Here is a 23,158-nt window from a genome sequence, read left to right on the forward strand (position 1 = left end):
ATTAAAGTTCTGAAAATTCAATTAAAAGGAGTGTTGAAATTGGAAAAACGTATCGTTTGTTTAGCTGGTGATGGTGTTGGCCCAGAAATTATGGAAAGTGCGAAAGAAGTATTGCATATGGTAGAAAGGTTATATGGACATCATTTTCACTTACAAGATGAGTACTTTGGCGGGAGTGCTATCGATTTAAATGGGCAACCATTACCACAACGAACGCTTGCCGCTTGTTTAGCAAGTGATGCGGTTTTACTTGGAGCGGTTGGTGGACCAAGGTGGGATAGCGCGAAAGAAAGACCGGAGAAAGGATTATTAGCTCTAAGAAAAGGACTTGGAGTATTTGCGAACGTTCGCCCTGTAACGGTAGAAAGCGCAACGGCACATTTATCGCCATTAAAAAACGCTGATGAAATTGATTTCGTTGTCGTTCGTGAATTAACAGGCGGAATTTATTTTTCTTATCCGAAAGAACGAACGGACGAAGTAGCAACAGATACACTTACGTATCATCGTCATGAAATTGAACGAATCGTTTCTTATGCCTTTCAATTAGCGAGTAAGCGGAAGAAAAAAGTAACATCTATTGATAAGGCGAATGTTTTAGAATCTAGTAAACTATGGAGAACTGTTACGGAAGAAGTAGCACTTCGTTATCCAGACGTTGAACTAGAACATATTTTAGTAGATGCAGCTGCGATGGAGTTAATACGGAATCCAGGACGGTTTGATGTAATTGTAACGGAAAATTTATTTGGGGATATTTTGAGTGACGAGGCTTCAGTATTAGCGGGATCATTAGGAATGCTTCCATCAGCAAGTCACGCGGAAAAGGGGCCTTCATTATACGAGCCTATTCACGGATCAGCACCGGATATTGCGGGGAAAAATAAGGCGAATCCAATTGCAATGATGCGCTCTGTTGCAATGATGCTTGGGCAATCATTTGAATTAACGAGAGAAGGGAATGCAATTGAATCTGCGATATCTGCAGTTCTTAAATTAGGAAAATGTACAGCAGATATCGGAGGAGATGAGACGACAACTTCATTTACGAAGGCAGTTATACAAGAGATGGAAGAGCAAGCGTTAGTAGGGAGAGGGAGATAATGGGAAAAAGGCTGCTAGATAAACTTTGGGAAAGACACGTAGTTACGACAAACGAAAATGGATTAGATTTATTATATATCGATCTTCATCTTGTTCATGAAGTAACGTCACCGCAAGCCTTTGAAGGCTTGCGGCTTACAAATCGAACGGTTCGCAGATCGGATTTAACATTCGCAACGATGGATCATAATATTCCAACGAAAGATGTTTGGAATATTACCGATCGCATTGCGAAGCAGCAACTAGATACACTCCGGGAAAATTGTAAACAATTTCAGGTGCCGTTAGCAGATATCGGGGATGAAGAGCAAGGGATTGTTCATGTTATCGGACCAGAACTTGGACTTACACAACCAGGAAAAACAATTGTTTGTGGTGATAGTCATACAGCAACGCATGGTGCGTTTGGCGCACTAGCATTTGGCATTGGTACGAGTGAAGTGGAGCATGTATTGGCAACGCAAACGTTATGGCAACGAAAGCCGAAAGCGATGGGTATTGAGTTAAAAGGAAAATTACAGAAAGGTGTTTACGCAAAAGATATTATTTTGCATTTCCTTTCAAAGTACGGTGTAGCAGTTGGAACTGGATATGTAATGGAATTTTACGGAGATACGATTGAGGCTATGGAGATGGAAGAGAGAATGACGCTTTGTAATATGGCAATTGAAGGAGGAGCAAAGGCTGGTATTATAGCACCAGATGAAAAAACATTTGCTTATGTAAAAGGACGTAAATATGCACCGAAAGAATTTGAAACATTCGAGAAGAAATGGTCTGAACTTTATACAGATTCAGATGCAATTTATGATTTGCATATTTCGATAGATGTGACGGATTTAGCACCGTACGTTACATGGGGAACAAACCCGAGTATGGGTGTTCGTATTGATGAAAAATTGCCAGAAAAGCAGGATACAAATGACGAAAGAGCATTTTCTTATATGGGATTAAGCCCTGGACAAAGCACGTATGACATTCCTGTTCAGCATGTTTTCATTGGATCCTGTACAAATTCCAGGCTTTCTGATTTAGAAATTGCTGCATCTGTTGTGAAAGGGAGAAAGGTAAAAGCAGGTGTGCGAGCGCTCGTTGTGCCTGGATCGAAAAGAGTAAGAGAAGCTGCGATGCAAAAAGGGCTACATCACATATTTGAAGAAGCTGGATTTGAATGGAGAGAACCTGGATGTTCAATGTGTCTTGGAATGAATCCAGATCAAGTACCTGCAGGAGAACATTGTGCTTCGACTTCAAATCGTAATTTTGAAGGAAGACAAGGAAAAGGGGCACGAACACATTTAGTTAGCCCGGCAATGGCGGCAGCAGCTGCGTTATACGGTCATTTTGTTGATACTAGAAAGGAGAGTTATGATGGAGCCATTTCGTATTCATAAAGGTACTGCTGCAGTACTGATGAATGATAACATTGATACAGATCAAATTATTCCGAAGCAATATTTAAAGAGAATTGAAAGGACGGGATTTGGAAAATATTTATTCGATGAATGGCGTTATGATAATAACCGCCATGAAAACCCTAATTTTCCGCTTAATGCACAAAATAGAAAAGGAGCAAGTATATTAATTACAGGTGATAATTTTGGTTGTGGTTCTTCAAGAGAACATGCTCCGTGGGCGCTTGCTGATTATGGTTTTCGCGTTATTATCGCCGGCGGGTTTGCAGATATTTTTTATATGAATTGTATGAAAAATGGTATGTTACCAATTGTAATGGATAAAGAAATGCGAGAACAACTTGCCATAACGGATGCGAGAGAACAAATAGAAGTAGATTTAGAGAATGAGGTAATTAAAACAAGTACGCACAGGTTTCATTTTACAATCGAGAAAATGTGGAAAGAGAAATTATTAAATGGTCTAGACGAAATTAGTATTACGATGCAATATGAACAAGAAATTGTAGAGTATGAAAGGAAAGTAGCTTTACATTAAGAAATAACGGAATGTTCAAAAAGTATTTACATTCAGAATTAAGTATTATATACTATGTAAAAATCAGAGGAGAAAGGGAGTAAGTATTATGAATATCATGCAATCTATTAAAGTGCTTACACAACTACATCATCATACATAAAGCCCTTGAACCTAGCGTGAAAACGTGTGGGTACAAGGGTTATTCCCGTTGTACCTACACTCTACTAAAGAGCCTTGTAGGTATTTTGTCTACAAGGCTCTTTTTATTTTCGGTTTAGGTGAATGAAATGAGCATACATTAGAAAGGGAAAGGTGTGAGAATTTAGATGACAAAATGGAAACGTGCAAACCCAAATGGAACGAGAGACTATTTATTCGAAGAATGTACGTTAATTGAGGAAGTGGAGCAAAAATTAAGACGTACTTTTTTAGGGCGAGGTTATGAGGAAATAAGGACACCTACAATTGAATTTTATGATGTTTTTGCCTTTCAAAATAGACCGATAGATGAAGAAAAGATGTATAAATTTTTTGATGAAAAGGGACGGATTATCGTATTGCGTCCAGATATGACAATTCCTTTAGCGAGAGTGATGGGAACGCAGAGGTGGGATACGCCGCTTAAACTGACGTATGGCGGGAATGTATTTCGGGCGAATGAGTCCCTTACTGGAAAATATAATGAAATTGTACAAAGTGGTATTGAAATTATAGGTATTGATAACGTAAGAGCTGAAATTGAATGCGTCATAAGCGTCATTCAATCACTTCAAAAGGTGAAGGTACAATCTTTTACAATAGAGATTGGGCAAGTGCAATTATATAAATGTATTGTAAAAAAACTCTCCATTCATGAGGAAGAAGAGAGAGTACTTAGGACATACATTGAAAGTAAAAATTATGCGGCTCTATCAAATTTTATTAGAGAAAAGAAATTAGATCGATGTGATGAAACAGTAAGATTACTTGAGAAGTTACCAAGGCTATTTGGAAACTTAGAAGTGATTGAGGAAGCAGAAAAACTCGCCTCAAGTAATGAAATGAAAATGGCGATTGCAAGAGTGAAAGAAATATATGAAGCAATTGAAAAACTAGGCTATGGATCTTACATATCAATTGATTTAGGTATGATCCAACATTTAGATTACTATACGGGAGTTATTTTCAAAGGGTATATATATGAAATAGGAGAAGAAATTGTTAGTGGCGGAAGATATGATGAGTTAATTGGAAATTTTGGAGAGATGCTGCCGGCTGTTGGACTCGCGGTGCAAGTCAATCAAATTGTGAAGGCGCTGCAAGAGCAACAAGAACCATATGAACGAAAGGAAATAGATATTATTATTCATTATGAGTTAAATAGATTAGCAGAAGCGGAAAGATTACGAAATTTACTTCAAAAGGACGGGAAAAAAGTAGAGCTATCCTTATACTCTAATGTAAACGACACCTTTCAATTTGCAAGAAAAAATCAAATAGTAACGGTCGTTGAGGCGAAGAACGAATCATTAGTGGAATATGTATGGAAAGAGAAATGGGTAGTCCAGAAAGAAGGAGAAACTTCATGCGTAACATTCAAATTGCGTTAACGAAGGGAAGATTAGAAAAACATGTGATTCCGCTCTTTGAGCAGATTGGAATTGATTGTTCGGAGCTCAAAAATAAAGGACGAAAGCTTGTCTTTCAAAGTAAAAATACAGATATCTCATTTATTTTAGTGAAAGCAGTAGATGTTGCTACTTATGTAGAACATGGAGTAGCTGATATTGGGGTCGTTGGAAAAGATATTTTAATGGAAAACGAGAAAGATATTTATGAAATGTTAGATTTAGGAGTGGGCGTGTGTAAGTTTTGTGTTGCTTCTATTCCTACGTATAATCCGAAGAGCTACCGAAAGAAACGCATTGCGACGAAATATCCACATATTACTTCTAACTATTTTCATGATAAAGGGGAAGATGTAGAAATTATTAAAATAGAAGGTTCTGTAGAAATCGCTCCTATTCTTGGATTGGCAGATGCAATTGTTGATATTGTGGAAACAGGAAAAACATTACAAGAAAATGGGCTCATTGTATTTGAGGAAATGTGTTCTATATCTGCTCGAATGATTGTAAATAAGGCTGCATTAAAAACTAAAAAAGACGAAATATTCAGTATTGTAAATATGATGGAGCAAGAAATTTTGTCAGGAAAATAGGGGGACTTGTAATGGAAATCGTTTATGAAGATTTTCAAAAGGCGTTATCAAAAATAAAATTGCTACGAGAAAACGCTAATGTAATAGAAGAAACTGTTCAAAGAAATGTAAATGAAATTGTTCGAAATGTAAGGGAGAGTAGGGATGAGGCCCTATCTTTTTATACAAAAAAGTTTGATGGTGTAAAAGTTAAAGAATTTCGCGTAAGTGAAGAAGAAATAAAACGAGCGGGTATGTTTGTAGAGAATTCATTTTTAGAAGCGTTACAAGAGGCGAAGAAAAACATTATTTCATATCACGAAAAACAAAAAAGGCAATCCATATTCGATTGCGAGAGTAATGGCATCATTAGAGGACAAATCATTCGGCCGTTAGAGAATGTAGGCGTATATGTGCCAGGCGGAACTGCTTCGTATCCTTCGTCAGTATTAATGAATGTATTGCCAGCAAAACTCGCTGGTGTGAAAAAAATTGTAATGGTAACACCGCCGAGGGAAGGAGGAATTGATCCACATATTTTAGTTGCTGCAAGCCTTGCAGGAGTAGATGAAATTTATACGATAGGTGGCGCGCAAGCAATTGCTGCTTTAGCATACGGGACGGAATCGATTCCGAAAGTGGATAAAATAGTTGGACCGGGAAATTTGTACGTCGCTCTGGCAAAACGAGAAGTATACGGGATAGTAAATATTGATATGATTGCTGGACCGTCAGAAATTGTAGTTATCGCTGATGAAACTGGCAATGCAAAATACATTGCTGCTGATTTATTATCACAAGCAGAACATGACGTGAGAGCAACAGCAATTTGTATTACAACGAATATAGAGTTAGCAAAAGAGGTAGAAAAAGAGATAGAAAGACAGTTAGAAACATTACCAAGAAGCGAAATTGCACGTGAATCGATAAATAGAAATGGAGCCATTTTTATCATTCCTTCTTTAAATGAGGCGCTACAATTATCCAATGAAATTGCTCCAGAACATTTAGAGTTACATATAAAAGAACCGATGAATGCTCTAGCTTATGTGAAACATGCGGGATCTATCTTTCTTGGACCATATGCACCGGAACCGCTCGGTGATTATTTAGCAGGACCGAATCATGTGTTACCGACAAGTGGAACAGCAAGATTTTTCTCACCGTTATCAGTCGATGATTTCGTGAAAAAATCAAGCTTTCTGTCTTATACGGAGGAAGCGTTAAGAGATGTACAACATCATATTGTAGAACTTGCCAATAAAGAAGGATTACATGCGCATGCGAGAGCAATTCAAATAAGATTTGAGGAGGAAGAATAATGCGTGAGTGCAGTCAAATACGTGAGACGACAGAAACAAAAATCAAATTAAGTTTGCAGCTTGATGAAGGCAAAAACGTTTCTGTACAAACGGGAATTGGATTTTTTGATCATATGCTAACTTTATTTGCAAGGCATGGAAGATTCGGTTTACAAGTGGAGGCGGAAGGCGATGTATTCGTTGATGCGCATCATACAGTTGAAGATGTTGGAATTGTACTCGGAAATTGTTTGAAAGAAGCATTGCAAAATAAAGAGGGGATTAACCGTTATGGCTCCGCATATGTACCGATGGATGAATCTTTAGGTTTTGTCGCAATTGATATTAGCGGGCGCTCATATATTGTATTTCAAGGAGAATTAACGAATCCGAAGCTAGGGGATTTTGATACAGAACTAACAGAAGAATTTTTTAGAGCAGTTGCTCATGCTGCCAATATTACATTACACGCTCGCATTTTATACGGAAGCAATACACATCACAAAGTTGAAGCGTTATTTAAAGCGTTTGGTAGAGCGCTTAGAGAAGCAGTCGAAAGAAATGCCAGCATTACTGGTGTAAATTCAACGAAAGGGATGTTGTAATTGATTGCTATTATAGATTATGGAATGGGAAATATTCGCAGTGTGGAACAAGCATTACAATATATTGGAGCAGAGTACATCGTAACGGGTGATAAAGAAAAGATTTTTAGAAGTGATGGAGTGATCTTACCAGGAGTAGGTGCATTTCCGAAAGCGATGGATGTATTGGAAGAAAAAAATTTAGTGCGCGTGTTAAAAGAAGTCGGGCGTTCAGGAAAACCGCTTCTGGGCATTTGCCTAGGGATGCAGCTTTTATTTGAAAAAAGTGAGGAACTACAAGACTGTAACGGATTAAGTTTATTGCCAGGTGTTATTCGAAAGTTAAAGGTTCCTTATAAAATTCCACATATGGGATGGAATGAGTTAAAGAAAGAGGGAGAAATAGCACTTTGGAATGGAGTAGAGGACGGTTCTTTCGTATATTATGTTCACTCTTATTATGCAGATTGTCCAAATGAAATTGTGTATGGAATAAGTGAATATGGAGTGAAAGTACCTGGTTTTGTAGCAAAAGGAAATATATACGGCGCACAGTTTCATCCTGAAAAAAGCGGTGACATTGGAATGCAAATGTTGAAAAATTTCAAAGGGGTGGTAGAGGCATGGAAATCTTCCCAGCTATCGATTTAAAAGAGGGGCGATGCGTTAGACTTTATCAAGGAGAGTTTAGTAAAGAAACAGTAATGAATGAAGATCCGGTTGCGCAAGCGATTATATTCGAAAAATTGGGAGCGAAAAAGTTGCACATTGTTGATTTAGATGGCGCAATTGCTGGCGAGTCAGTAAATTTGCTCGTTATTGAAAGGATTTGCAAGGCAGTACGTATTCCTGTGCAAGTTGGAGGGGGAATTCGATCACTTGTAGCGGTAGAGAAGTTATTGTCAGTAGGTGTAGATAAAGTGATTTTAGGAACAGCTGCTCTTTATGATAAGGAATTTTTAGAAGAAGCAGTTCTTCTATATAAAGAGAAAATCATTGTTGGAATTGATGCGAAAAATGGTTTCGTAGCAACGAGAGGCTGGCTTGATGTGTCTGAAATTTCTTACATTTATTTAGCAAAGCAAATGGAGAATGTAGGTGTTCAAACGATTGTGTTTACAGACATTTCGAAAGACGGGACGCTTGCAGGGCCGAATTTAGAGCAATTGGAGTTACTACAAAAAAGCGTTGCTATTCGTCTTATTGCTTCTGGAGGAGTGGCATCTATTCAAGATGTGAAAAAATTAAATGATATGAATATATACGGCGTCATAATTGGTAAGGCTCTTTATGAGAAAACGATTGATTTAGAAGAAGTGTTAGAGGTAACAAAGTTATGTTAGCGAAACGCATTATTCCATGTCTAGATGTGAAAGAGGGCCGAGTCGTAAAGGGTGTAAATTTTATAGGATTACAAGACGTTGGTGATCCTGTTGAAATAGCCGCTTTATATAATGAGGCGGGAGCAGATGAAATTGTATTTTTAGATATTACGGCAACGCATGAAGGACGAAAAACAATTCTAGATGTTGTAGAAAAAACAGCTTCAAAAGTATTTATTCCTCTTACAGTTGGCGGGGGAATTTCAAGTGTTAAAGATATGTACAATTTACTAAGAGCGGGAGCAGATAAAATTTCAATTAACTCAGCAGCAGTGCGAAATCCAAAATTAATTGAAGAAGGAGCAGAACACTTTGGCTCACAATGTATTGTCGTCGCAATTGATGCTAGAAAAGTAACAGAAGGTAAGTGGAATGTATATGTGAACGGCGGAAGAGTTGATACAGGAATGGATGCCATCTGGTGGGCAAAGCGCGTTACCGAGCTAGGCGCAGGGGAAATTTTATTAACGAGTATGGATGCAGATGGAACGAAAAATGGATATGACCTTCGCTTAACAGAAAAAATTTCAAAAAGCGTTTCCGTACCAGTCATCGCGTCAGGCGGGTGCGGTCATGTTGATCACATTATAGAAGTTTTTCAAAAGACAACAGTTGATGCAGCGTTAGCGGCATCAATCTTTCATTATGGTGAGGCGACAATGCAGGATGTAAAGAGAAAATTAAGAAATGCAAACGTCGAGGTGCGGTTATGAAACCTAACTTTTCAAAAGGATTACTACCAACAGTTGTAATTGAAGAAGGTACAAAAGAAGTTTTAATGCTAGCTTATATGAATGAAGAAGCATATGAAAAAACGTTAGAAACGAAAAGAACTTGGTTTTATTCTCGGTCAAGAAGGTCGTTATGGAATAAAGGGGAAACATCAGGGAATATCCAATATGTGCAATCTCTTTATTTAGATTGTGATCAAGATTCAATTGTTGTTGTCGTAAAGCAAGTAGGACCTGCATGTCATACGGGAGAAAAGACATGTTTTCATTACAAAATTATATAGGGGGATACATATGAAAAACGCCTTTACATTACTATTTGAAACAATTGAAGAACGAAAGAGAAGTCCGCTTCCTGAATCATATACAAATTACTTGTTTTCAAAAGGGGAAGATAAAATTTTAAAGAAAATTGGTGAGGAATGTTCCGAAGTAATTATCGCATCTAAAAATAATGATAAAGAAGAGTTAGTGAAAGAAATGGTTGATGTAATGTATCACTGCTTCGTTTTATTAGCCGAAAAAAATATACCATTAGAAGATATTATGGAGGAAGTGAAAGAAAGAAATGGGAAGCATTCGAGAGTAGGAGACAGGAGAGAAATAGATACATTATAAGGGGGAAATGTAGATGAAGGTGGATTATCACATTCATTTAGAAGAAGGGCCATATTCAATAGGATGGCTAGCTAAAATAAATGAAGCACTGCAACATTATGAACCACTTAAAGAAGAAAAACATTCTATGGAATGGCTTGTGAAAACACAAGAACGCCTGCAAAGACGTGTGAAAGAAGGGCCATTTACGGTGAAATGGATTGATTTATATTTAGAAGAAGCTTTGCGAAAAGGTATAAAAGAAGTCGGGATTGTCGATCATTTATACCGTTTTTATGAAGCGAAAGAATACTATGAAAGATATGTCGATATTAGTAATTCGAGGCTTGGTCATTTACAGAAGGAATGGTTAGACCAAGTAAGGGTAGCGTCACTACATGATTTTACAAAGGCAATTGAAGAGGCGAAAGAACGATGGAGTAAAAGAGGTGTTACGCTTAAACTTGGAATTGAAGCGGATTATTTTATTGGTGGTGAACAAGAATTACAATCTTTACTCGCATTAGGGGATTTTGATTATGTAATAGGTTCTGTTCATTTTTTAAATGGCTGGGGATTTGATAATCCAGATACGAAAGAATATTTTAAGGAACATGACTTATATGTTTTATATGATACGTTTTTCAAAACGGTGGATCGTGCAGTTCGTTCTAAGTTATTTGATATAATAGCCCATCTTGATAACATAAAAGTATTTAACTACCGGCTAGATGAGAATGAACAACTTTCTTATTATACGGAAATTGCGCGTGCGTTAGTAGAAACTAATACGGCAACGGAAATAAATGCGGGGTTGTACTATCGCTACCCTGTGCGCGAGATGTGCCCGAGTCCACTATATTTACAAGTATTAGCTAAGCATGGGATCCCGATTACACTTTCCTCAGATGCTCATTATCCGCATGATTTAGGAAAATATGTGGAAGAGAATATAAAGACGTTACGCAATCATGATATTTCGCATTTAGCTACATTTACGAAACGAGTCAGAACGATGCGATTACTGGAAGAAGAAGTAACAATTTCAAAATGATCACGATTTTTTGATGAAAATTCACCTTTTTGTTCAAAATAAGAAAGAATAAAAAGGAGGGTAAAGAAATGACGAAACAACAAAATAAACAAAATGTACAAGGTGCACAGGAACAAGCGTATACTTCTGAAACGAATGCTACATCTCAATCCGTTATTGAGGAACAAATTAGTGATACAGTTGCAGAAGGAACGATCGATGTGAAGCTTGGAAAACAATCGCAAGAAAAGGCATAAGAAGAGGGGAGACTTGCATCTCCTCTTTTTTTGTGGAAAAGTGTCGATTTTCAAAACTATAATCAAATTCCTTGGTTTTTATAGGTGGATTTCTTACAATGAAAGATAAGAGATATCTTATTTTTTATAGAAGAGGTGTTAGTAGTGGCAAAAATATTAGTAGCAGGGAAAATTCCAGCAATCGGATTAGAACTATTAAAGGATCATGATGTAGAAATGTACGATAAAGATGCGTTAATTTCTTTAGATGAATTAACAGATCGTGTAAAAGATAAAGATGCATTGTTAAGTCTACTTTCTACAAAGGTGACAAAAGAAGTTATTGATGCGGCACCTAATTTGAAGATTATTGCAAACTACGGTGCTGGTTACGATAATATTGATTACTCGTATGCCGGAGAAAAAGGGATTGCGGTAACGAACACACCGAAAGTATCAACTGAAGCGACAGCAGAATTAACATTTGCACTTCTTTTAGCAGCTGCACGTAGAATTCCTGAAGGCGATACATTATGTCGTACAACTGGATTTAATGGATGGGCGCCATTATTTTTCTTAGGCCGTGAAGTACATGGTAAAACAATTGGAATTATTGGGCTTGGAGAAATCGGAAAGGCAGTTGCAAAGCGTGCGAAAGCGTTTGGAATGAATGTTTTATATACAGGTCCAAATCGAAAGCCTGAAGCTGAAAGTGAACTGGAAGCAACATATGTAACATTGGAAGAATTATTACAAATAGCAGACTTTATTACAATTAATTGTGCTTATAATCCGAAATTGCATCATATGATTGATGATGAACAGTTTAAAATGATGAAGAAAACAGCGTATATTGTAAATGCTTCACGTGGACCAATTATGAATGAAGCGGCACTTGCTCATGCATTAAAAACGAATGAAATTGAAGGAGCAGCTCTTGACGTATTTGAATTTGAACCGAAAATTACAGAAGAGCTAAAAGGATTAAAGAATGTAGTACTTGCTCCTCACGTAGGAAATGCAACGTTCGAAACTCGTGATGCGATGGCTGAAATGGCAGTAAGAAATATTTTAGCCGTATTAAAAGGGGAAGAGCCTGTAACACCTGTAAATCAAAAAGTAGTAGTTACAAAATAAAAAGAAACCTTCCGATTCCGGAAGGTTTCTTATTTTTCTTTATTTGTTCTTTTAGATGGTCTTTGTCTAAGAAATTGAGATAGCATATACAAAATATATAGTGGAATAGCAATGAATAAGAAAACAGAAAAATTACCGAACCCTGTTTGGTACATTGTTATAATGATTCCAACTAAAAATAGTGTAATAATGATACTATATCGTGGAATTGGTACATCTTTTAAACTTGGGATACGAATGCGGCTCACCATTAAAAATGCGAACGTTACAAATACTGTAATAAGAACGATTTTTGGAATGGTATGTGAAAATAATGTTAAGAAAGCAACAAGCCCTCCCGCTGCTGTAATCGGTACGCCAGTGAAATATTTCATTGAAGTAGAAGATGGTGTTACATTAAATCGTGCTAAACGGTATGCTCCGAAAAGAGGGAATAATCCCGCTATGTATAGTCCGATGATTCCGTAATTGGAGAAAGATGTGTAATACATAAGAACAGCAGGTGCTGCACCAAATGTTACGACATCCGCCAGCGAGTCAAGCTCTTTTCCCATTTGTGAATCAACACGTAATAAACGAGCAACACGTCCATCAAGACTATCTAACATCATCCCGATAAGTACTAAAATAGCAGCTGATTTATAATATCCTAAAGATGCATAGCCGATTGACAAGAATCCACTATATAAATTTCCGAGCGTAAATAAGTTTGGAATAGCTGCTCTATACAAAATCTGATCCCTTGCTTTCTGTAATAAATTCTTAATTAGTTTATGAAATTTTACTTATTTTATCATACCATAAATTTCTTCCTCATACGAAAAAAATTCCCAATTTGTGAAAGATTTCATAGCGGAATGATTTGAAAAATAAGTGAAAAAAGAAGCAACTTTTATAAAAGTTGCTTCTGGCGCTATTCAAATTTCGTTGTCATTGTTCCGGTTTTATAATGATTGTTAGGGTCGAAACGTAATAAGTCTCCATAAATGAGTTTGTCGGAGAGTTTCAATTCAGTTTTTGCTTTTTCAATATTTGGTTGACATAATGAAATGTCCGCTTCTTCACCTGTATTTCGTTTATAGCACATGTTTTTTGTATAAACATAGTTTTCCGAAACGAAGCTACCATCACGCATTACCATAAGTGGATCTTCTTCTTTAATAAATAGGTCAGTTCCAAATTCAACTGATTGATTTGTTTTAATACCAAGTAAATGAAGTAGCGTTGGTTTAATATCAATTTGACCAGATACTTTAGAAATGACTTTTCCTTCTTGACCAGGTACATGAATAATGAGAGGGACGCGTTGTAATTGCATAGAATCAAACGGTGTAATAGCGTCTTTACCAAGGAACTGAGCCATAGCTGCATTATGGTTTTCAGAAATACCGTAATGATCTCCATAAATGACAATAACGGAATTATCATACAGTCCTTCCTCTTTTAATTGTTTAATAAATAGTTTAAGAGCTTCATCCGTGTAACGAACGGTTGGGAAGTAGCGGTTTACAACACCACTTTCCGAATTAAACTCATCAACATATTGATCTTCTGGATTTAGAAGAAATGGAAAATGATTTGTTAAAGTAATAAATTTTGTATAGAACGGTTGTGGTAAAGATTTTAGCTTTGGAATCGATTGTTCAAAGAACCCTTTATCTTTTAATCCCCAACCGACAGACATTTGTTCTGTGCCTACGTAATCATTTAAATTAAAGTAACGATCATATCCAAGTGCAGGATACATTACATCACGATTCCAAAACGTTTTATCGTTTGAATGGAAGACAGCAGAAGAATATCCGTATTTTTTTAATTGTTCTGGTGTAGCTGTATATTCATTTGTTGCGTGAGTAAAGAATACAGAACCGCGGTCTAACGGATAAAGCGAATTTTCAACGATAAATTCAGCATCAGAAGTTTTACCTTGTCCCGTTTGATGATAGAAGTTATCGAAATAAAAACTATCTTTAATAAATTCATTTAAAAATGGAGTAATTTCTTTTCCATTTATTTTTTTATTAATAACAAAACTTTGTGTAGATTCCATTGAAATCAAAATTACATTTTTACCTTTTGCAGCTCCAAATAAGTTTTTATCAACTTGCTTATCTTTTGAGTCTGTATAGTTTTTAATTTCAGAGAATCCGTCACCACTTGCAAATACACGTTCAGCCGAAGATTTAGATTGAAGTGTAATATCAAATAGATGATATGTGTATAAACCTAAATTTTTCACGACAGTTTGACGATCAAATGAGCGTGAGAACATTTGTGGCTTATAAATAACTGAAACGACAATTTGTAATGCTAATAGAGCTGTTACACCGCTAAAGAAAGTTCGCTTCTCAGAGCGAGAAAGTGGCGTCTTGTCGCAAAATGCTGGGAATTTACGTGAAAGAAACATTAAAATAATTGCATCTGCAAATAAAAGTAATGTTTTGTACGTAAAGAGTTCTTTTATACTTGTCCCTAAATCAGCCATATTATTTGTTTGAAATAAAACTGGGAACGTAACGAAATCGTTATAAAACCCATAAAACATTGCATTTCCAAATAAAATAAAGGACAGTATAAAACTGATTCCAACTATAATGCGGTTTCGGTGTTTAGATGCAAGTAAAGCAAAACCGAAAAATAAAAGTAACGCAGCTAGTGGATTAATAAAAAGCATAAATTCTTCAAAGAAGTTATCAATTTTAATATCAAATGCTAGCTTGTACACAATATATGTTTTTATCCATAATAAAACGACTGCAACGAGTGCAAATCGCAGTTTTGGAAACAGGCGTTGTAGCATAATATACTCCTCTCCTAAAAAGCATGACAGTTCTTGTGAGCCGGTTTGATTAGCGCCTCATTTTATATATACGAACAGTCCTTTGTTATTATGTTTATTATACTATGAGTATCATTATACGAAAATAAAAGAGAGTTGTGGACTTTTTTATAATAATTGAGTAGAAAAAGGGCAGTGGGAGACAATAAAACGGAGTTTCTATGTATGATAATTATCGTGCGCAGAAAGAATCGTGTAATAATACGGAGGTTATAATGCGAAAATTATTATATTTTATAGTATGCAGTAGTGTTATACTTTTTGCTTCACCGAGTGTGTCGGTAGCCCAATATGATGCACCTCTTATGGAAGATGCCCTTTATTCTGTTTTATTTCCGAAAATAAATAAAGCAATTGAAAAACAATATGGGAGCTTGAAGCCTTATCAATGTCCTAAAATTATTAGTTTAAAAAAAGTGTATAGCGGTACATATTTATTTCAAGCAAGTATTGAAGTAACGAAGTATGAACGAGTTGCTGGGAAAATTGCTCCACCATTTGAGAAGGTAACGATTACATTTAATAATGAAGAAGGCGAATGGGAAGTGTCAAAGATTTCAGTAAAGCGCTTACCAAATGATACGAAATTAAACTGTAAAAAAACAATATAAAAAATTGTTTGACAAATAAAATGGTCCTTTGGTATTGTTAATAGCAACAATTAGATGTTTGAAAATTAAATAGACTTACCTCATCTACTCTCAAAGGTAGAGGCCGCGATAGGAAAGAGTAAGCTATGGGAGATTTAATGGAATCTGTGATCATAGGTTGAAAGGGACTATTGCCGAAATATAAGAATAACCATCTTATTCATATATTGGGACTACATTGAATAAATGTAGTACTGTCATAATATTTCTTTTATGGAGAGCTATTTGGAGATGTTGATGCGGTTTCTTATTTTGAGGAGATAACAACTCGTTTATTTTTTCAATATATATTTTTCCTAATAAGAAACGCGTGTGAACATTGTTCCGCGCGTTTTTTGTCTATCTAAAAGCGTGCTGCAATGAATAGAAGATTGGGGTTATGAGTTTTAGAGGAAATAAGGGAGGAATTCAAATGTATTTACACGGCACAAGCCGAATCAATGGGCAAGGACACTTAGAAATTGGAGGGTGCGATACGACGCAGCTAGCAAAACAATACGGAACACCACTTTATGTATACGATGAAGAGTCTATTCGAGGAAAGTGCCGCGCGTTTCATCGTGCGTTTAAAGAAAGTGGTTTCTCTTATCAAGTAGCATATGCAAGCAAGGCGTTCTTGTGCATGGAGATGTGCCGAGTGGCTCGTGAAGAGAATATGTCATTAGATGTTGTTTCTGGAGGAGAATTATATACTGCGCTGCAAGCAGGATTTCCGGCATCACGCATTCATTTTCACGGCAATAATAAAACAGAAGAAGAAATTGTGATGGCTCTTCAGGCGAATATTGGTTGTTTTGTCGTAGATAATTTCTTAGAATTAGAAATTTTGCATGATTTAGCAGTGCAACATGGGAAATTTGTGAACATATTAATTCGTGTAACGCCCGGAGTAGAGGCGCACACACATGAATATATTACAACAGGCCAAGATGATTCGAAATTTGGATTTGGCGTGTCAAATGGTCAAGCGATGCAAGTAATTGAGATTGCTTTACAAAAATCAAATTATAATGTGTTAGGAATTCATTCACATATCGGATCACAAATATTTGAAACGGCCGGCTTTGTGCGAGCGATTGAAGTTCTTCGTCAATTTTTAGAAGAAGTGAGAGAGCGAACAAACTATGTAGTAAAAGTGCTAAATGTAGGCGGAGGATTCGGAATACGCTACACAGAGTCAGATACACCATTAACTCTTGAGACATATGTGCGAGCTGTAACAAGTGCTGTGAGGGAACAATTTACAGTATGTAATTATCCCCTGCCAGAAATATGGGTTGAACCAGGCCGTAGTATTGTAGGGGATGCTGGAACGACAATTTATACAGTCGGATCTGTGAAAGACATTCCTGGTATTCGGAAATATGTATCAGTGGATGGTGGGATGACTGATAATTTAAGACCTGCTTTATATAACGCTCGTTATGAAGCGATGTTAGCGAATCGAGGGAATGATGAGAATGAGGAACTTGTCTCGATTGCTGGGAAGTGCTGTGAGAGTGGAGATATGTTAATTTGGGATATCACTCTACCGAAAGTTGCTTCAGCCGATTTATTAGCAATTTCTTGTACAGGGGCATATGGATACTCGATGGCGAATAATTATAATCGGATTCGTAGACCAGCTGTCGTCTTCGCGAAAGGCGGCACATCACAAATTGTTGTAGAGCGTGAAACATATGAAAATATTATTGGGAACGATCGCATACGTATTAAAGAACTTGTGTGAATGGGAAAAAGGAGTTGTTCGGATGGGCAATTCCTTTTTTATAAAATAAAATAATTAAAATATATCGGAAAACTAGGATTGAAAAAAATCAGAATTGTGATAAAATACAAATACAAAGCTTATCAAGAGAAGCGGAGGGAACTGGCCCGAAGAAGCTCGGCAACCTGCTTATAGAAAGCAAGGTGCTAAATCCAGCAAAATGGAATCCATTTTGAAAGATAAGGTAAAATATATTACCGAACAGTCTTTTCGAAATGGGAAAGATTTTTTTTATGAATAAAAAGGGGGGCTGTTCGCGTGAGCGTACGGGAACATTTTGAGGAAGTATCTGAGAAAATTCAAGCGATGCTTGCTGATATGAAATATGGTTCAATTACAATTGTTGTGCAAGATGGGAAAGTCATTCAATTAGAGAAAAGTGAAAAGGTACGTTTAAAGTAAAAAGCGCTGACTAGAAAAACTAGAGGCGGTTTTAACCTATTATATTAGGTTAAAACCGTCTTTTTGCTTTTACAGGGGGAAAGAACATGTTGACGTATGAAACGTGGGAAGAAAATAATGTTTCATTTTCAGAAGAAGATGAAACGAAAGGCGCGCTATCTGTATTAAGTTGGGCTTATAAAGAATATAAAAATGAAATTGTATACGCATGTAGCTTCGGAGTGGAAGGGATGGTATTGCTGCATCTTATAAACCAAGTAAATCCATCTGCTAAAGTTGTATTTTTAGATACGAATGTTCATTTTCAAGAAACGTATGAATTAATTCAAAAAGTGCGTAAACGATTTCCTTCATTAAATATTATAGAAAAACAGCCGGAACTTACGCTTGATGAACAAGCGAAGTTGCATGGTGAGAAATTATGGGAAAGTAATCCGAATCTTTGTTGTAAAATTAGAAAAATTTTACCGTTAGAAAAATCATTGGCAGCGGAAAAAGCGTGGATATCGGGCTTAAGGAGGGAACAATCAGAAACACGTAAGCATACAAAGTTTATAAATCAAGATCATCGCTTTCAATCTATTAAAGTTTGTCCACTCATTCATTGGACGTGGAAAGAAGTGTGGCGATATGTATACAAACATAGCTTACCGTATAACCCGCTGCATGATGTTGGATATCCAAGTATTGGGTGTGAGAAGTGTACGTTACCTGTAGGTGAGGGTGGCGATTCGAGAGATGGTAGGTGGTCTGGGAAAGTGAAAACAGAATGTGGTCTTCATTACCAATAAGATGAATTTGAAAATAAAGCTAAGAGAGGAAATAGAAAATGAGTACAAGAAACGAATTAATAAATCGTATAGACGAGACTTACGACGTATCACAAATCGAAAAAGAAATTGAACTAGACAACATTGCGTTAAGTGATTTAGAGCTATTAGCGACAGGGGGATATAGCCCACTTACTGGTTTTTTAGGAAAGAAAGATTATGATTCGGTCGTAGAAACGCTTCGCTTAGCAAACGGGAGCATATGGAGTATACCGATTACATTACCAGTAACAGAAGAAGTAGCAGAGAGTTTAAAAGCTGGAGAGGAAGTAAAACTTGTTAATGCTGAAAATGTATATGGTGTCATTCAAATAGAAGATATTTTTGTGCCTGACAAGGAAAAAGAAGCGTTACTTGTGTATAAAACGACGGATGAGGTTCATCCAGGAGTGAAAAAATTATATGAACGACCGAACGTTTATGTCGGGGGAGCTATTATTCTTACAAAACGCTTTGAAAATAATCCGTTTCCTTCTTATCATTTAGATCCAATTGAAACGAGAGAAGCATTTAAAAAACGTGGTTGGAAAACAGTGGTTGGATTTCAAACGAGAAATCCGGTACATCGTGCCCATGAATACATTCAAAAATCTGCCCTTGAAATTGTAGATGGTCTCTTTTTAAATCCACTCGTTGGGGAAACGAAGTCGGACGATATTCCTGCTGATGTAAGGATGGAAAGCTATGAAGTATTACTTCAAAACTATTATCCGAAAGATCGTGTCTTTTTAGGTGTATTTCCTGCAGCAATGCGTTACGCAGGACCGAGGGAAGCGATATTCCATGCAATAGTCAGAAAGAATTTTGGATGCACCCACTTTATCGTAGGGCGTGATCATGCAGGAGTAGGAGATTATTACGGGACTTATGAAGCACAAGAAATTTTTACAAACTTTACAGTGGAAGAATTAGGGATTACACCATTATTTTTTGAACATAGTTTTTACTGCACGAAGTGTGAAGCGATGGCTTCGACGAAAACATGCCCACACGGAAAAGAGGATCATGTCATTTTATCAGGTACGAAAGTAAGAGAACTATTAAGAAACGGTGAGGTTCCGCCGAGTACATTTAGTCGTAAAGAAGTAGTGGAAGTGCTAATTAAAGGTTTGAAAAAAGAAGTAGTAACAGAATAGGGAGAGAATGACATGGATACGAATATTACTTGGCATACAGCATCTGTTTCAAAAGATGAGAGAAGAGTAAGAAATGGGCATCATAGTTTTGTAGTTTGGTTTACTGGTCTATCAGCTTCAGGTAAATCTACGGTGGCGAACGCGGTTGCTCGTAAACTATTTGAAAAGAATATTGGAAACTATGTATTAGATGGAGATAATGTACGCCACGGTTTAAATAAAGACTTAGGTTTTTCTGAAAGTGATCGTATGGAAAATATAAGACGGATTGGTGAAGTGGCGAAGCTATTTGTAGATCAAGGTACTGTTGTTCTTACAGCGTTTATTTCACCGTTTCGAGTAGACCGAAAACAAGTTAGAGATCTATTAGCAGCAGATGAGTTTATAGAAGTGTTTGTAAAATGTCCAATTGAAGAGTGTGAAAAACGTGATCCAAAAGGATTATACAAAAAGGCAAGACAGGGTGATATTAAAGAGTTTACTGGTGTTGATTCACCGTATGAGGAGCCAGAGAAAGTAGAGTTAATTGTAGAAACGCACAAGTATTCTATTGAAGAATGTGCAGAACAAATCGTGAAGTACTTACAAGAGCGTAGTTTTATATAGGGGGATAAAAAATGAGTTATGAAAAAGTATGGGCTAACAATGAAAAATTAAATCAGACTGAGAAAAATAAATTGAAAAAAGATGGACTGGAAATCTTTAATGATATTCCTTACTATGCAGAAAATGGCTTCGAATCTATTCCGAAAGAAGAGTGGGACGCATTCAAATGGGCAGGGTTATATTTACAAAGACCGAAAGAAGCTGGATATTTTATGATGCGTGTAAATATACCTTCAGGGATTATTACGAATGCACAGGCAGAAGTGCTTGCTTCTATCGCTGAGGATTATGGGCGTGACGTAATAGATATTACGACAAGACAGGCGATTCAGTTTCATTGGTTAGAAATTCATCAAATTCCAGATATTTTCAAAAGATTAGCAAGAGTTGGGTTATCTTCAGCGGGGGCGTGTGGTGATATAACGCGTAATATTACAGGGAATCCACTTGCTGGTATTGATGCAAATGAACTGTTTGATACAACGGGTATTGTGAAAGAGGTATATGATTATTTCCAACATAATGAAGAGTTTTCTAACTTACCGCGTAAATTTAAAATGTCTATTAGTTCTAACATTTATAATTCAGCAAACGCAGAGATTAACTGTGTTGCATTTACACCTGCAACGAAAGAGATAGATGGTGAGAAAAAAGTTGGTTTTCATATAAAAGTAGGCGGTGGATTATCAGCCCGTCCATATTTAGCTGATGAATTAGATGTATTCGTTTTACCAGAAGAAGTGAAGGCGGTAGCAATTGCGATTGCTACGATATTCCGTGATTTTGGATACCGTGAAAAACGTCATTTAGCCCGTTTGAAATTTCTAGTTGCAGACTGGGGAGCAGAGAAATTTAAAGAGAAACTAATAGAGTATATAGGACCATTGCAAAGTAAAGGAGAAAGTGCTCTCAAAGGATGGAATGCGGGATACTTTTATGGTGTTCAAGATCAAAAACAAGATGGACTAAAATATGTAGGTTTTAATGTGCCGGTAGGACGTCTACATGCAGAAGAAATGTTTGAGATTGCAAGAATTGCTAAGCAGTATGGAAATGGACAGATTCGTACATGTAATTCGCAAAATTTCATTATTCCGAATGTTCCGCCAGAAAATGTAACAGGTTTACTAAATGAGCCGTTATTTAAAGCCATATCAGCAAGTCCTAAATCATTTATTGGTCATGCGGTTTCCTGTACCGGTATTGAGTATTGCAATCTTGCTTTAGTAGAAACGAAAGAAAGATTACGCAAAATCGCAGAGTACTTAGATACACAAATTGCGCTCGATGTTCCAGTTCGTATTCATATGGTAGGATGCCCGAATTCATGTGGGCAACGTCAAATTGCTGACATTGGATTGCAAGGGGTGAAAATGAAAACGAAGGAAAAAGGAATTGTTGAAGCATTTGAAATATACGTAGGTGGAACGCTGTTAGATGGCGGTGCTTATAACCAAAAGTTAAAAGGGAAAATAGATGGTGAGGATCTACCTGATGTACTTGCATCATTTATAAGCTATTTCAAAGAGAATAAATTACCAGTTGAAACGTTTTATGATTTTGTCGGCCGTGTTGGTGTAGAGACATTACAAATAGCGTTAAATAACGTGCTAGAAGAAGTAATAGCGTCTTAGGAGGGACAATATGGATTTATATCGATTTGAAGCTGTGTTAGTAAATAGTATTGTTCCGATTGTTGTTGTTGCTCAAAGTGAAGAACAGGCATTTAAGCTCGCGGAGATAGAGCTTGAAAAGCATTTTTTACCGTTACCAGAAGTAAAGGAGATTTCTCTATTTGAAAAAAAGAAGATTCGAAAAGGTGCAGCATTTGTTATTCATGAGTAGGAAAAAGGTAATACGAAATAATGAAAACTTCCATTCGTATATAAGGATGGAAGTTTCACTTTAATAGTAGAAATGAGGAGAGATGATGGGGAAGGTTTATATCGTTGGTGCAGGTCCTGGTGATCCAGATTTAATTACTGTGAAAGGGTTGAAATGTATTGAGAAGGCAGATGTTATTTTATACGACCGTCTCGTGAATAAAGAGTTACTTTCCCATGCAAAGCCTGAAGCGGATTTAATTTATTGCGGAAAACTACCAAATTATCACACGATGAAGCAAGAGACGATTAACACGTTTCTTATTAAATATGCGAAAAAAGGAAAAGTTGTAACGAGGCTTAAGGGCGGCGATCCATTTGTATTTGGTAGAGGAGGAGAAGAAGCTGAAGCGTTAGCAAAGCAAGGTGTACCATTTGAAATCGTTCCTGGTATTTCAGCTGGGATAGCTGCTCCTGCTTATGCTGGCATTCCAGTGACACATCGTGATGCAAGTGCAAGTTTTGCTATTGTGACAGGGCATAGGAAAGAAGGTGCTGAAGAAGAAGTGAAGTGGGAAAATTTAGCGAAAGGTGTAGAGACTTTAGCTGTATATATGGGGGTTAGCAATTTACCCTACATATGTGAACAACTGATGAAGCATGGAAAAGACAAAAGTACACCTGCTGCTATTATTGAACGGGGAACGACATCAATGCAGCGCACAGTTGTAGGGACGTTAGGAACAATTGTGGATGTTGCAAAAAAAGAACAAATTCAAAATCCGAGCATGATTGTAATTGGAGAAGTGGTCCGTTTTCGAGAAAAAATCCATTGGTTTGAGAAACAGACAGAAAGTACCTATCAAGTAAGTGGAGTGTTATAAA

General features: G+C 36.8%; 26 protein-coding genes and 2 riboswitches. Of the genes, 24 read left to right on the plus strand and 2 right to left on the minus strand.

The window, feature by feature from the left end; all coding sequences use genetic code 11:
• Positions 1-39: 39 nt before the first annotated feature.
• The 15 genes from leuB to ABH961_RS02445 all read left to right on the plus strand — a co-directional run bounded on the left by leuB (position 40) and on the right by ABH961_RS02445 (position 12,219).
• Complete coding sequence (leuB, locus tag ABH961_RS02375; RefSeq protein WP_048544933.1) at positions 40-1,104, plus strand: 3-isopropylmalate dehydrogenase; 1,065 nt, start codon at positions 40-42, stop codon at positions 1,102-1,104.
• Entirely contained in the window at positions 1,104-2,498 is a 1,395-nt protein-coding gene (gene leuC, locus ABH961_RS02380; RefSeq protein ID WP_048544931.1) for a 3-isopropylmalate dehydratase large subunit, read from the plus strand. Before leuB ends, leuC begins: the two co-directional genes overlap by 1 nt.
• Positions 2,476-3,057, plus strand: coding sequence for a 3-isopropylmalate dehydratase small subunit (leuD, locus tag ABH961_RS02385; protein ID WP_048544930.1), 582 nt, complete (start codon positions 2,476-2,478; stop codon positions 3,055-3,057). Before leuC ends, leuD begins: the two co-directional genes overlap by 23 nt.
• A 308-nt stretch (positions 3,058-3,365) precedes the next feature.
• Complete coding sequence (hisZ, locus tag ABH961_RS02390) at positions 3,366-4,628, plus strand: ATP phosphoribosyltransferase regulatory subunit (protein ID WP_098077876.1); 1,263 nt, start codon at positions 3,366-3,368, stop codon at positions 4,626-4,628.
• The gene (gene hisG, locus ABH961_RS02395; protein ID WP_001244476.1) at positions 4,604-5,239 is read left to right on the plus strand and encodes an ATP phosphoribosyltransferase; all 636 of its coding nucleotides are present in this window, start codon (positions 4,604-4,606) and stop codon (positions 5,237-5,239) included. The genes hisZ and hisG overlap by 25 nt, the downstream gene beginning before the upstream one ends.
• Positions 5,240-5,250: 11 nt before the next feature.
• Positions 5,251-6,540, plus strand: a complete 1,290-nt coding sequence (gene hisD, locus ABH961_RS02400) for a histidinol dehydrogenase (RefSeq protein WP_098077878.1) — start codon at positions 5,251-5,253, stop codon at positions 6,538-6,540.
• On the plus strand, positions 6,540-7,124 hold the full coding sequence (hisB, locus tag ABH961_RS02405) for an imidazoleglycerol-phosphate dehydratase HisB (RefSeq protein WP_098048929.1): 585 nt from the start codon (positions 6,540-6,542) through the stop codon (positions 7,122-7,124). The genes hisD and hisB overlap by 1 nt, the downstream gene beginning before the upstream one ends.
• Positions 7,125-7,754: an imidazole glycerol phosphate synthase subunit HisH gene (hisH, locus tag ABH961_RS02410; protein ID WP_000560363.1), complete on the plus strand. Its 630-nt coding sequence runs from the start codon at positions 7,125-7,127 to the stop codon at positions 7,752-7,754.
• Positions 7,727-8,446: a 1-(5-phosphoribosyl)-5-[(5-phosphoribosylamino)methylideneamino]imidazole-4-carboxamide isomerase gene (gene hisA / locus ABH961_RS02415; protein ID WP_098077880.1), complete on the plus strand. Its 720-nt coding sequence runs from the start codon at positions 7,727-7,729 to the stop codon at positions 8,444-8,446. Before hisH ends, hisA begins: the two co-directional genes overlap by 28 nt.
• Entirely contained in the window at positions 8,440-9,198 is a 759-nt protein-coding gene (gene hisF, locus ABH961_RS02420; RefSeq protein WP_048544919.1) for an imidazoleglycerol phosphate synthase cyclase subunit, read from the plus strand. The genes hisA and hisF overlap by 7 nt, the downstream gene beginning before the upstream one ends.
• On the plus strand, positions 9,195-9,500 hold the full coding sequence (gene hisI, locus ABH961_RS02425) for a phosphoribosyl-AMP cyclohydrolase (RefSeq protein ID WP_048544916.1): 306 nt from the start codon (positions 9,195-9,197) through the stop codon (positions 9,498-9,500). The genes hisF and hisI overlap by 4 nt, the downstream gene beginning before the upstream one ends.
• Positions 9,501-9,510: 10 nt before the next feature.
• Positions 9,511-9,834, plus strand: coding sequence for a phosphoribosyl-ATP diphosphatase (gene hisE, locus ABH961_RS02430; protein WP_098048925.1), 324 nt, complete (start codon positions 9,511-9,513; stop codon positions 9,832-9,834).
• Positions 9,835-9,847: 13 nt separating this feature from the next.
• A complete protein-coding gene (locus ABH961_RS02435) occupies positions 9,848-10,867 on the plus strand; it encodes a histidinol phosphate phosphatase domain-containing protein (RefSeq protein WP_098077882.1) in 1,020 nt (339 codons plus the stop codon).
• A 68-nt stretch (positions 10,868-10,935) separates the two neighbouring features.
• Positions 10,936-11,103, plus strand: a complete 168-nt coding sequence (locus tag ABH961_RS02440; protein WP_098077884.1) for a DUF4025 domain-containing protein — start codon at positions 10,936-10,938, stop codon at positions 11,101-11,103.
• A 144-nt stretch (positions 11,104-11,247) separates the two neighbouring features.
• Entirely contained in the window at positions 11,248-12,219 is a 972-nt protein-coding gene (locus tag ABH961_RS02445; RefSeq protein WP_098077886.1) for an NAD(P)-dependent oxidoreductase, read from the plus strand.
• 29 nt (positions 12,220-12,248) lie between these two features.
• Here the strand turns inward: ABH961_RS02445 and pssA are convergent, their stop codons facing one another.
• Positions 12,249-12,950, minus strand: a complete 702-nt coding sequence (gene pssA, locus ABH961_RS02450; RefSeq protein ID WP_098077888.1) for a CDP-diacylglycerol--serine O-phosphatidyltransferase — start codon at positions 12,948-12,950, stop codon at positions 12,249-12,251.
• Positions 12,951-13,132: 182 nt separating this feature from the next.
• Positions 13,133-15,019: an LTA synthase family protein gene (locus tag ABH961_RS02455; protein ID WP_098077890.1), complete on the minus strand. Its 1,887-nt coding sequence runs from the start codon at positions 15,017-15,019 to the stop codon at positions 13,133-13,135.
• Positions 15,020-15,273: 254 nt separating this feature from the next.
• Between ABH961_RS02455 and ABH961_RS02460 the strand changes: the two genes are divergently transcribed.
• The 9 genes from ABH961_RS02460 to cobA all read left to right on the plus strand — a co-directional run bounded on the left by ABH961_RS02460 (position 15,274) and on the right by cobA (position 23,157).
• The gene (locus ABH961_RS02460; RefSeq protein ID WP_001228833.1) at positions 15,274-15,669 is read left to right on the plus strand and encodes a DUF3888 domain-containing protein; all 396 of its coding nucleotides are present in this window, start codon (positions 15,274-15,276) and stop codon (positions 15,667-15,669) included.
• An 89-nt stretch (positions 15,670-15,758) separates the two neighbouring features.
• A riboswitch (Lysine riboswitch) is annotated at positions 15,759-15,940 on the plus strand.
• Positions 15,941-16,120: 180 nt separating this feature from the next.
• Positions 16,121-17,437 carry a diaminopimelate decarboxylase gene (lysA, locus tag ABH961_RS02465; RefSeq protein ID WP_048544900.1) on the plus strand — a complete coding sequence of 439 codons (1,317 nt, stop codon included), beginning with the start codon at positions 16,121-16,123 and terminating at the stop codon, positions 17,435-17,437.
• Between the two features lie 116 nt (positions 17,438-17,553).
• Positions 17,554-17,662: riboswitch (SAM riboswitch) on the plus strand.
• A gap of 72 nt (positions 17,663-17,734) precedes the next feature.
• Positions 17,735-17,878 carry a YezD family protein gene (locus ABH961_RS02470; protein ID WP_000116163.1) on the plus strand — a complete coding sequence of 48 codons (144 nt, stop codon included), beginning with the start codon at positions 17,735-17,737 and terminating at the stop codon, positions 17,876-17,878.
• An 86-nt stretch (positions 17,879-17,964) separates the two neighbouring features.
• Positions 17,965-18,669, plus strand: a complete 705-nt coding sequence (locus tag ABH961_RS02475; RefSeq protein WP_098068892.1) for a phosphoadenylyl-sulfate reductase — start codon at positions 17,965-17,967, stop codon at positions 18,667-18,669.
• 38 nt (positions 18,670-18,707) lie between these two features.
• On the plus strand, positions 18,708-19,844 hold the full coding sequence (sat, locus tag ABH961_RS02480; protein WP_098077892.1) for a sulfate adenylyltransferase: 1,137 nt from the start codon (positions 18,708-18,710) through the stop codon (positions 19,842-19,844).
• Between the two features lie 12 nt (positions 19,845-19,856).
• A complete protein-coding gene (gene cysC / locus ABH961_RS02485; RefSeq protein WP_098068891.1) occupies positions 19,857-20,450 on the plus strand; it encodes an adenylyl-sulfate kinase in 594 nt (197 codons plus the stop codon).
• 11 nt (positions 20,451-20,461) lie between these two features.
• Complete coding sequence (locus tag ABH961_RS02490; protein ID WP_098077894.1) at positions 20,462-22,084, plus strand: nitrite/sulfite reductase; 1,623 nt, start codon at positions 20,462-20,464, stop codon at positions 22,082-22,084.
• A 10-nt stretch (positions 22,085-22,094) separates the two neighbouring features.
• Positions 22,095-22,295 carry a DUF3906 family protein gene (locus ABH961_RS02495; RefSeq protein ID WP_000366913.1) on the plus strand — a complete coding sequence of 67 codons (201 nt, stop codon included), beginning with the start codon at positions 22,095-22,097 and terminating at the stop codon, positions 22,293-22,295.
• Between the two features lie 85 nt (positions 22,296-22,380).
• Positions 22,381-23,157, plus strand: a complete 777-nt coding sequence (gene cobA, locus ABH961_RS02500) for a uroporphyrinogen-III C-methyltransferase (RefSeq protein WP_048544889.1) — start codon at positions 22,381-22,383, stop codon at positions 23,155-23,157.
• The last annotated feature ends 1 nt before the right edge of the window (position 23,158 follow it).

This window comes from Bacillus sp. RC251, from assembly GCF_044908765.1.
In the GTDB taxonomy this organism is placed as follows: domain Bacteria; phylum Bacillota; class Bacilli; order Bacillales; family Bacillaceae_G; genus Bacillus_A; species Bacillus_A wiedmannii.

Bases quoted from the DNA above. Each gene is read 5' to 3' on its own strand.
- leuC (WP_048544931.1), top strand. From the start codon at position 1,104: ATGGGAAAAAGGCTGCTAGATAAACTTTGGGAAAGACACGTAGTTACG.
- hisB (WP_098048929.1), top strand. From the start codon at position 6,540: ATGCGTGAGTGCAGTCAAATACGTGAGACGACAGAAACAAAAATCAAA.
- ABH961_RS02495 (WP_000366913.1), top strand. From the start codon at position 22,095: ATGGATTTATATCGATTTGAAGCTGTGTTAGTAAATAGTATTGTTCCG.
- ABH961_RS02455 (WP_098077890.1), bottom strand. From the start codon at position 15,019: ATGCTACAACGCCTGTTTCCAAAACTGCGATTTGCACTCGTTGCAGTC.
- cobA (WP_048544889.1), top strand. From the start codon at position 22,381: ATGGGGAAGGTTTATATCGTTGGTGCAGGTCCTGGTGATCCAGATTTA.
- leuD (WP_048544930.1), top strand. From the start codon at position 2,476: ATGGAGCCATTTCGTATTCATAAAGGTACTGCTGCAGTACTGATGAAT.
- hisA (WP_098077880.1), top strand. From the start codon at position 7,727: ATGGAAATCTTCCCAGCTATCGATTTAAAAGAGGGGCGATGCGTTAGA.
- hisE (WP_098048925.1), top strand. From the start codon at position 9,511: ATGAAAAACGCCTTTACATTACTATTTGAAACAATTGAAGAACGAAAG.
- hisD (WP_098077878.1), top strand. From the start codon at position 5,251: ATGGAAATCGTTTATGAAGATTTTCAAAAGGCGTTATCAAAAATAAAA.
- lysA (WP_048544900.1), top strand. From the start codon at position 16,121: ATGTATTTACACGGCACAAGCCGAATCAATGGGCAAGGACACTTAGAA.
- ABH961_RS02435 (WP_098077882.1), top strand. From the start codon at position 9,848: ATGAAGGTGGATTATCACATTCATTTAGAAGAAGGGCCATATTCAATA.
- sat (WP_098077892.1), top strand. From the start codon at position 18,708: ATGAGTACAAGAAACGAATTAATAAATCGTATAGACGAGACTTACGAC.
- hisF (WP_048544919.1), top strand. From the start codon at position 8,440: ATGTTAGCGAAACGCATTATTCCATGTCTAGATGTGAAAGAGGGCCGA.
- ABH961_RS02440 (WP_098077884.1), top strand. From the start codon at position 10,936: ATGACGAAACAACAAAATAAACAAAATGTACAAGGTGCACAGGAACAA.
- hisI (WP_048544916.1), top strand. From the start codon at position 9,195: ATGAAACCTAACTTTTCAAAAGGATTACTACCAACAGTTGTAATTGAA.
- ABH961_RS02490 (WP_098077894.1), top strand. From the start codon at position 20,462: ATGAGTTATGAAAAAGTATGGGCTAACAATGAAAAATTAAATCAGACT.
- hisG (WP_001244476.1), top strand. From the start codon at position 4,604: ATGCGTAACATTCAAATTGCGTTAACGAAGGGAAGATTAGAAAAACAT.
- cysC (WP_098068891.1), top strand. From the start codon at position 19,857: ATGGATACGAATATTACTTGGCATACAGCATCTGTTTCAAAAGATGAG.
- ABH961_RS02460 (WP_001228833.1), top strand. From the start codon at position 15,274: ATGCGAAAATTATTATATTTTATAGTATGCAGTAGTGTTATACTTTTT.
- ABH961_RS02475 (WP_098068892.1), top strand. From the start codon at position 17,965: ATGTTGACGTATGAAACGTGGGAAGAAAATAATGTTTCATTTTCAGAA.
- hisZ (WP_098077876.1), top strand. From the start codon at position 3,366: ATGACAAAATGGAAACGTGCAAACCCAAATGGAACGAGAGACTATTTA.